This is a genomic window from Photorhabdus caribbeanensis (assembly GCF_018448885.1).
In the GTDB taxonomy this organism is placed as follows: Bacteria; Pseudomonadota; Gammaproteobacteria; order Enterobacterales; family Enterobacteriaceae; genus Photorhabdus; species Photorhabdus caribbeanensis.
This window is the reverse complement of sequence record NZ_RCWB01000049.1, coordinates 22,190-28,560: the sequence shown is the minus strand read 5'-3', so window position 1 is coordinate 28,560 and position 6,371 is coordinate 22,190. Positions and strand designations below refer to the sequence as shown.

The window sequence follows — 6,371 nt, the reverse complement described above, 5'->3', positions numbered from 1 at the left end:
AAGATATCCTGAGACGTAATATTGATATCCTCAGTCAGAACTTTGCCATTCACTTTCCGGCTATTCGGCACTGCTCCCTGAGCCAAATTCACCGTTTCTATCAAACCAAGATTTTTCAAAACTCACTTATCCGTGAAATTTCCGAGAGAATAGTTTCGTATTGGTGCTAAGCAGGGGCTCATATGGTGAAAATTGTTTATATTCAAGTGTCAATAAATGACCAAAACAGTGGTTTATAAAGAAATATGTTAACAAGATCAAATTATGAACTATTTTGGAAGATAAATTTTTAGTAAAAACAACTAATTAGAGGTTCAATTTTATACTATACAACAAGCACTAATGAGGTCTCATTTTGCATAAAATATAAATTTTATTTATGTTAAATTTAATTAGCTAACTTCATTCCCAAGCAAAGCTTAGGTCAGTTATTTTCAAGACAATCAGAAGTAAAATTAAATATGGACAGTAAACTCGCAGTTATAAGCTGCGAGTTCTATCTATTAGCAATCGGAAATCAGCGTTTCTTTTTCTTTCCCTGAACTGCCTTAAAACGCGGATTAGATTTACAAATAACATATAATCGACCACGACGACTTACGATTTTGCAATCCGGGTGGCGAGTTTTTGCCGTTTTAAGTGAACTTAACACCTGCATTTATTTATGATCTCTCAATTTATTTAGTACCAATAAAACGCCCGAATTTTTTCTGGAATCGTGCAGTACTGCCTTCCTGAGATAAAGTTTTCTGTTTACCTGTATAGAAAGGATGTGATTCCGATGACACATCAACAGTGACATATGGATACTCTTCCCCATTCAAGGTAATTGTCCGTTCTGTACGAATCGTGGAGCCAATTGTAAAGTAGGCATTAGCACTAGTATCGTGAAATACAACTACCCGGTAGTTTGGATGGATATCTGGTTTCATAATCTCGCCAAATTGTAATAATATAACATTACAATAGCGTGATTTATTTTTATCGGCAAGAAAATAATGTAAATTTTCTCAGCTCAAAAAAAAGCCTCTGTGTTTTTAATGTACAGAGGCTTTTTCAACTTCTTATTATAAAACGATTATTCTACAGTCACGGATTTAGCTAAATTACGAGGCTGATCGACATCAGTTCCTTTAATCAGAGCAACATGATAGGAAAGCAGTTGCAGCGGCACAGTATAAAATATTGGTGCAATCAGCTCTTCAACATGCGGCAACGGAATAATCTTCATTCCTTCACTATCGGTAAAACCCGCATCCTGATCAGCAAACACATATAGCAATCCACCACGGGCACGTACTTCTTCGATATTGGATTTCAGTTTTTCTAGCAGTTCATTGTTCGGAGCTACAATGATAACCGGCATATCTGCATCAATCAGTGCCAGTGGGCCATGTTTTAATTCACCAGCAGCATAAGCCTCAGCATGGATATAAGAAATCTCTTTTAATTTCAGAGCGCCTTCAACCGCAATCGGATATTGATCACCACGACCAAGGAACAAAGCGTGATGTTTGTCAGAAAAATCTTCCGCCAAAGCCTCAATAATTTTATCTTTCGATAACATGCTTTCGATACGGCTTGGCAGTGCATGCAATGCATGAACAATTTCTTGCTCCTGCTCTGCGTCAACACCTTTCAAACGTCCAAGGTAAGCCACCAGCATCAGTAATACTGTCAACTGAGTTGTAAACGCCTTAGTTGAAGCAACACCAATTTCTGCGCCGGCTTTGGTCATCAGAGCAAAATCAGATTCACGTACTAAAGAAGAACTTGCTACGTTACAAACAGTCAATGATGTGAGATAGCCAAGTTCTTTAGATAAACGCAGTGCTGCTAATGTATCTGCGGTTTCACCCGATTGAGACAATGTGATCAGTAAGCTTCCTGAACGGCGTGCTGATTTGCGGTAACGGAATTCAGAAGCAATTTCCACATCACAAGGAATACCAGCCAATGCTTCAAACCAATAACGGGAAACCATACCTGCGTTATAGGATGTACCACAAGCAACTATCTGAATATGCTCTACTTTAGATAATAATTTGGCTGCATTTGGACCAAGTTCAGACAGATCTACTTGCCCATGACTCAAGCGTCTTTCCAGAGTGCTTTTAATTGCCATTGGCTGTTCATAGATCTCTTTTTGCATGTAGTGACGGTAGACACCTTTATCACCAGCATCATACTGAATATTGGATTCAATCTGTTCCCGTTCAACCGGTTCGCCTTGAGCATTAAAAATACGCACAGTACGACGAGTTACTTCAGCAATATCCCCTTCCTCAAGGAAGATAAAACGACGAGTAACAGGCAGTAGAGCCAATTGATCAGACGCCAGAAAGTTTTCTCCAACGCCCAAACCTATAACCAAAGGACTACCCGATCTTGCCGCAATTATTGTTCCAGGATCACGGCTATCCATGATGACTGCACCATAAGCACCACGTAGCCGAGGAATAACTCGTTGAATAGCTTCCAACAAACTATCACCTTGTTTTTGTTCCCAATGAACAAGGTGGGCAATAACTTCTGTATCAGTATCCGAGATAAATTGATAACCAAGTTCAATTAATTGAATTCTCAACTCTTCATAGTTTTCAATAATACCGTTGTGAACAACGGCAATATAATCAGATACATGAGGGTGAGCATTTTTCTCGTTTGGTTCACCATGTGTAGCCCAACGGGTATGAGCAATACCTGTTCCACCTAGAACCGGCTGCTTATCAACCTTATCAGCAAGTACTTGTACCTTACCGACTTCACGCAGACGGAGCATATTTTTTTCGTTATCAACAACCGCCAAACCGGCGGAGTCGTAACCACGGTATTCCAAACGACGCAATCCTTCAATCAGGATTTCTGCAATATCTCGTTGTGCTACTGCACCAACAATTCCACACATCAGTTTTATTCCTAAAAATAGGGCTGATGAAAGCCCTTTATATGTCAAGAGCCTGATTGTTTTCCGGTTTTTCCGGTCCCCGAGCCTGTAGAGTGGGGATTATTATTTTATTTTTTTTCTTTCACAGGGCGTTTCCACCCCTGAATATGCGTTTGTTTAGCTCTACTTACTACCAGTTCATTTTCAGCTATGTTTTTTGTCACTGTTGTTCCTGCTCCGATTGTAGCGCCTTTAGCAACCGTCACCGGAGCAACAAGCTGAGTATCAGAGCCAACAAAAACATCATCACCAATAGTAGTTTTAAATTTATTAGCGCCATCATAGTTACAGGTAATAGTACCTGCACCAATATTTACATCACGACCAATGTCTGCGTCGCCAAGATAGGTCAAATGTCCAGCTTTAGAACCTTTACCCAGATAAGATTTTTTCATCTCAACGAAATTCCCTACATGGGCTTTTTCAGCGAGTTTAGAGCCGGGACGCAAACGAGCAAAAGGCCCAACAGTACAACCAGTTTCCATTTCAGAATCTTCAACAATTGTATAAGGGCTTATAATAGAATCATCACCAATAATACAATTCTTCAACACACAACCCGTACCAATCTGTACGTTATTACCAAGGGTTACATTACCCTCAATAATGACATTAGTATCAATAACCACATCACGGCCATGAATTAATGTGCCACGTAAATCAAAACGAGCAGGATCCAACAACATAACACCAGCTAGCAGTAATTGTTCCGCTTGCTCAGATTGATAAATACGCTCAAGAGCGGAAAGTTGAAGGCGGTTATTTACACCTTCCATTTCACTCAAGCGAGTTGGGTGCACCGCTTCAATTTTTCGGCCTTCTTTATAAGCTAGCGCAATCACATCAGTAAGGTAATATTCACCCTGAACATTATTGTTATCCAATTGAGACAACCAACGTTTTAAATCACCACCATTAGCAACCAGAATACCTGTATTTATTTCATTAATTTTACGTTGATCTTCAGTCGCGTCTTTTTGCTCAACGATGCCAGTTACTTCTCCGTTTTCACGAACAATACGACCGTAACCAGTTGGATTATCTAAAATTGCTGTTAATAAACCTATACCGCCGTCAGGTTTAACCGCGAGCAAGCGTCCAAGGGTATCTGTACCAATAAGAGGTACGTCACCATACAATATTAAAATATCTTCATCATCAGCGAAATATGGTGCTGCCTGCTGCATTGCATGACCAGTCCCTAACTGCTCTGCTTGTAATACCCAATTCAGTGTTTGATCAGAAAGGGTTTGCTTCATCAGGTCACTACCATGTCCATAAACTAGGTGAACATTTTTAGCGCCCAACGCCATTGCAGTATCAATCACATGCTGAACCATAGGTTTACCGGCCAGCAAGTGCAGCACTTTAGGGAGATCAGAGTACATGCGGGTTCCTTTACCCGCGGCAAGGATCACAACACTTTTTGCACTGTTAGACATAAGAAACCTGATAGCTCCAATTTAAGATAAAAAAAGTAAACCTGTTTGCGAGATAAATTACTACATATTTCGCAATACAAAAAAGCCAGTTAGTTTTCACCAACTGGCTTTTTTATTTAACTGCCTGTATTACATTGCTTTTTTTGTTAATTCGATTACACGAAGTTTCGCAATCGCTTTAGACAATTCAGCAGATGCCTGAGCATAGTCAACATCACCGTGAGAATTACGGATGTGTTCTTCAGCTTTACGCTTAGATTCCAACGCCTTAGCTTCATCCAAATCTTTACCACGGATCGCAGTGTCAGCCAGTACGATAACGCCGCTCGGTTGTACCTCAAGGATACCCCCAGAAAGGTAAATGACCTCTTCTTCACCGAACTGCTTAACAATACGTACCATGCCAGGTTTTATGGCAGTCAGTAGCGGAGCATGTCCTGGGTAAATACCCAGTTCACCTTCACTACCTGTCACCTGAATTTTCTGTACCAAACCTTCAAACATCCGGCTTTCAGCACTGACAACATTCAGATGGTAAGTCATTGCAGCCATGTCAACCTCCGGTCAGCCGTATTAAAGTTTCTTCGCTTTTTCCACAGCTTCTTCGATGGTGCCAACCATGTAGAACGCCTGTTCTGGCAAGTGGTCATAGTCACCATTCAGGATACCTTTAAAGCCACGGATAGTGTCTTTCAAGGAAACGAATTTACCTGGCGAGCCTGTAAAGACCTCTGCAACGAAGAATGGCTGAGACAGGAAGCGCTGGATCTTACGAGCACGTGCAACCACCAGCTTATCGTCTTCTGATAGTTCATCCATACCCAGAATAGCGATAATATCTTTCAGCTCCTGATAACGTTGCAGGATAGACTGAACGCCACGGGCAACGTTATAGTGCTCCTGACCAACAACCAATGGATCAAGCTGACGGCTGGTAGAATCCAACGGATCAACCGCAGGGTAAATACCCAAAGAAGCGATCTGACGGCTCAAAACTACAGTTGCATCTAAGTGCGCAAAAGTTGTCGCCGGAGATGGGTCAGTTAAGTCATCCGCCGGTACATAAACAGCTTGTACGGAGGTAATAGAACCGGTTTTGGTAGAAGTAATACGTTCTTGCAGAACGCCCATTTCTTCCGCCAGAGTTGGCTGATAACCTACCGCTGATGGCATACGACCAAGCAGTGCAGATACTTCAGTACCAGCCAAGGTATAACGATAGATGTTATCGACAAATAACAGAACATCACGGCCTTCATCACGGAACTTTTCAGCCATTGTCAGACCAGTCAACGCAACACGCAGACGGTTTCCTGGCGGCTCGTTCATCTGACCATATACCAGAGATACTTTATCCAGTACGTTAGAGTCTGTCATTTCGTGGTAGAAGTCGTTACCTTCACGGGTACGCTCACCTACACCGGCGAATACCGAGTAACCCGAATGCTCAATCGCAATGTTACGGATCAACTCCATCATGTTTACGGTTTTACCTACACCCGCACCACCAAACAGACCAACTTTACCACCCTTAGCGAATGGGCAAATCAGGTCCATTACCTTAATACCGGTTTCCAGTAGTTCTTGAGAGTTAGATAACTCTTCATAGCTTGGAGCCGAACGATGAATAGCCCAACGCTCTTCTTCACCGATGTCGCCTTTCATGTCGATTGGTTCACCCAATACGTTCATGATACGGCCCAATGTCGCTTTACCAACCGGAACTTCAATTGGGTGGCCTAAATCAGTGACACTTAAACCACGGCTTAAGCCATCAGAAGTACCCATTGCAATACAACGAACAACGCCGCCGCCTAACTGCTGCTGAACTTCCAGCACCAGCTTAGCTTCGCCGTTTTGAACCTCAAGAGCATCGTATACTTTTGGTACGGTATCTTGAGGGAATTCGACGTCCACCACGGCGCCGATTACCTGGATAATCTTTCCAGTAGCCATCTTGAATCCTCTACGTAATTCATAAA

The 6,371-nt window shown here is 41.9% G+C and carries 6 protein-coding genes; all 6 read right to left on the bottom strand.

Annotated features, from left to right (window positions below; genetic code table 11):
* Positions 1 to 517: 517 nt before the first annotated feature.
* Entirely contained in the window at positions 518 to 658 is a 141-nt protein-coding gene (ykgO, locus tag EAE90_RS21305) for a type B 50S ribosomal protein L36 (RefSeq protein ID WP_012776225.1), read from the bottom strand.
* Positions 659 to 677: 19 nt separating this feature from the next.
* Positions 678 to 932: a type B 50S ribosomal protein L31 gene (locus EAE90_RS21300; RefSeq protein WP_214055192.1), complete on the bottom strand. Its 255-nt coding sequence runs from the start codon at positions 930 to 932 to the stop codon at positions 678 to 680.
* A 146-nt stretch (positions 933 to 1,078) separates the two neighbouring features.
* Complete coding sequence (glmS, locus tag EAE90_RS21295; protein WP_214055191.1) at positions 1,079 to 2,908, bottom strand: glutamine--fructose-6-phosphate transaminase (isomerizing); 1,830 nt, start codon at positions 2,906 to 2,908, stop codon at positions 1,079 to 1,081.
* Between the two features lie 107 nt (positions 2,909 to 3,015).
* Entirely contained in the window at positions 3,016 to 4,389 is a 1,374-nt protein-coding gene (gene glmU, locus EAE90_RS21290; RefSeq protein WP_214055190.1) for a bifunctional UDP-N-acetylglucosamine diphosphorylase/glucosamine-1-phosphate N-acetyltransferase GlmU, read from the bottom strand.
* Positions 4,390 to 4,518: 129 nt separating this feature from the next.
* Positions 4,519 to 4,941 carry a F0F1 ATP synthase subunit epsilon gene (locus EAE90_RS21285; protein WP_011144452.1) on the bottom strand — a complete coding sequence of 141 codons (423 nt, stop codon included), beginning with the start codon at positions 4,939 to 4,941 and terminating at the stop codon, positions 4,519 to 4,521.
* A gap of 21 nt (positions 4,942 to 4,962) precedes the next feature.
* On the bottom strand, positions 4,963 to 6,345 hold the full coding sequence (gene atpD / locus EAE90_RS21280; RefSeq protein ID WP_046974581.1) for a F0F1 ATP synthase subunit beta: 1,383 nt from the start codon (positions 6,343 to 6,345) through the stop codon (positions 4,963 to 4,965).
* Positions 6,346 to 6,371 lie beyond the last annotated feature (26 nt).

Excerpts from the sequence above, each read along its gene's own strand:
- glmU (WP_214055190.1), bottom strand. The coding sequence starts at position 4,389 with ATGTCTAACAGTGCAAAAAGTGTTGTGATCCTTGCCGCGGGTAAAGGA.
- ykgO (WP_012776225.1), bottom strand. The coding sequence starts at position 658 with ATGCAGGTGTTAAGTTCACTTAAAACGGCAAAAACTCGCCACCCGGAT.
- glmS (WP_214055191.1), bottom strand. The coding sequence starts at position 2,908 with ATGTGTGGAATTGTTGGTGCAGTAGCACAACGAGATATTGCAGAAATC.
- atpD (WP_046974581.1), bottom strand. The coding sequence starts at position 6,345 with ATGGCTACTGGAAAGATTATCCAGGTAATCGGCGCCGTGGTGGACGTC.
- EAE90_RS21300 (WP_214055192.1), bottom strand. The coding sequence starts at position 932 with ATGAAACCAGATATCCATCCAAACTACCGGGTAGTTGTATTTCACGAT.
- EAE90_RS21285 (WP_011144452.1), bottom strand. The coding sequence starts at position 4,941 with ATGGCTGCAATGACTTACCATCTGAATGTTGTCAGTGCTGAAAGCCGG.